Below are 1,317 nucleotides of genomic sequence, written 5' to 3'. Positions count from 1 at the left end.
TGAGGGGCGTGACCCCATTAAAGAACGCGATAAACAAAAGCGTGAAGCAATAAGCAATCTCCATTACTTAAAAGACATTGCCGTAGATGCTTTTGAAAGTCGTAAAGCCGAATTAAAAAGAGATAGTAAGGCTAGTGATTGGTTTTCACCTTTGCGGCTTTACATTCTCCCTAAATTAGGTTGCCTCCCCGTTTCAGAGATTACACAAACAGAGATACGCGATACGCTTTCTCCCATTTGGCATACAAAAGCTGGAACAGCTCAGATAGCATTGATACGTCTTAATCTTTGTCTCAAACATGCGGCTGCTTTGGGTTTGGATGTTGATTTACAAGCAACAGAAAAAGCAAAAGCTCTCTTAGGAAAACAACGTCATAAGATCATTAATAGACCAGCAATGGATTGGAAAGATATACCAGCTTTTTATCAGTTACTCTGTAAAACACAAAACATAACACATCTTGCTTTGCGTCTGCTTATCCTTACAGGGGTTCGTACTAATTCCTTGCGTCATATTCGTGAAGATCAAATTGATGGCGATATATGGACAATTCCTGCTGAGAATATGAAAGGAAAGCGTGATACCACAACAGAATTTCGCGTGCCTCTATCAACAGAAGCATTAGAAATTCTAAAACAAGCGCGCTTGCTTTCTCGTAATGATTTCTTTTTTTCTGCTAGAGGTCGTGGTTCCCTCGCTGAGAAATGTATGGCTACGTATATGAGAAAAAATAAAATTGAAGCACGTCCGCATGGTTTTCGCTCTAGTTTACGCAATTGGCTCGCTGAAACAACCGATGCCCCTTATGAGGTCGCTGAAACTATTCTAGCTCATATAGTAGGAGGGCAAGCAGAACGTGCCTATTGTCGGACTGACTATTTAGAACAGCGCCGCGTTTATATGGATAAATGGGCGGCTTATGTCACGGGTCAATCTTAAGATATGGGGTGCATAACCCCATTATCTGTGGATAACTTTAGCTCTCTTTTCTCTCATTCTTTCTCAATAAGAGTCATAAATTATCACATCAGAAATTATATGATAACATATTGTTTTCTATAAATAAAATACCTTCAAAAATGAACCAAAATGTGGTTAATAAATGGTTATGATTTGTTTCTATTTTTTGAGAATGAAAGGATTTTAGAATGACAGAAAATGATATTCTTTTAACTGACCGTGAAAGTGCAAAATTGCTTCATATGAGTGTCCCGCCGTCATGCTACCAATGGCTCTCTCCCAAAACCTTTAAAATTTGGTTTTTTATCCCGTTGGTTACAATCGGATCTTTTGAATGTCATCGAGCAAGCAAAACA

General features: G+C 38.6%; 1 protein-coding gene and 1 pseudogene. Both read left to right on the top strand.

The window, feature by feature from the left end:
* A partial coding sequence (locus ACFILO_RS09385; RefSeq protein WP_375678205.1) for a tyrosine-type recombinase/integrase occupies nt 1–940 on the top strand: 940 nt, incomplete at its 5' end.
* A 209-nt stretch (nt 941–1,149) separates the two neighbouring features.
* Nucleotides 1,150–1,317: pseudogene (locus tag ACFILO_RS09380) on the top strand (helix-turn-helix transcriptional regulator); the annotation flags it as partial.

The organism is Bartonella sp. AP72JLCBS (assembly GCF_042195705.1).
Lineage (GTDB): Bacteria > Pseudomonadota > Alphaproteobacteria > Rhizobiales > Rhizobiaceae > Bartonella.
This window is presented reverse-complemented; position numbering and strand designations above follow the sequence as displayed.